This window comes from Bacillus sp. JJ1521, assembly GCF_036965165.1.
Taxonomy (GTDB): domain Bacteria; phylum Bacillota; class Bacilli; order Bacillales; family Bacillaceae_L; genus Ferdinandcohnia.
Map to the genome: position 1 here is coordinate 1 of NZ_JBALOX010000202.1, position 322 is coordinate 322.

The window sequence follows — 322 nt, forward strand, 5'->3', positions numbered from 1 at the left end:
AGGTGGATTCATGAAAATGGAATGGATTTTTGGGATCGCAAGTGTAGTAACTTTAGCATATTTTATTTTTTGTTGTGTGTCTGATTAATAAAACCCGCTTTCTAAGCGGGCTTTATTTTTGTAGTTTTATGTAATACAAATTCTAGTTCTTCTTTTTCTTCTTCCTTGAAGAATCTAATTCCATTCTCCCTGTTTCTTGATTCGTTGTTCCTTGTCCTTCTACATTAGGAGAGCCTAAACCGATTGTTGTAGGATCTTTTTTACGTTTTGGCAAGATCATCACCTCCGTTAAATCAAATGCGCCTGGCGTATTTGTGCCCAG

Annotated in this window: 1 protein-coding gene; it reads right to left on the bottom strand. The window is 36.3% G+C overall.

All coding sequences use genetic code 11. The features are described from left to right. Window positions 1-142: 142 nt before the first annotated feature. On the bottom strand, window positions 143-322 hold a 180-nt coding region (locus tag V7147_RS21780; protein ID WP_438824627.1), incomplete at its 5' end, for a YuzL family protein.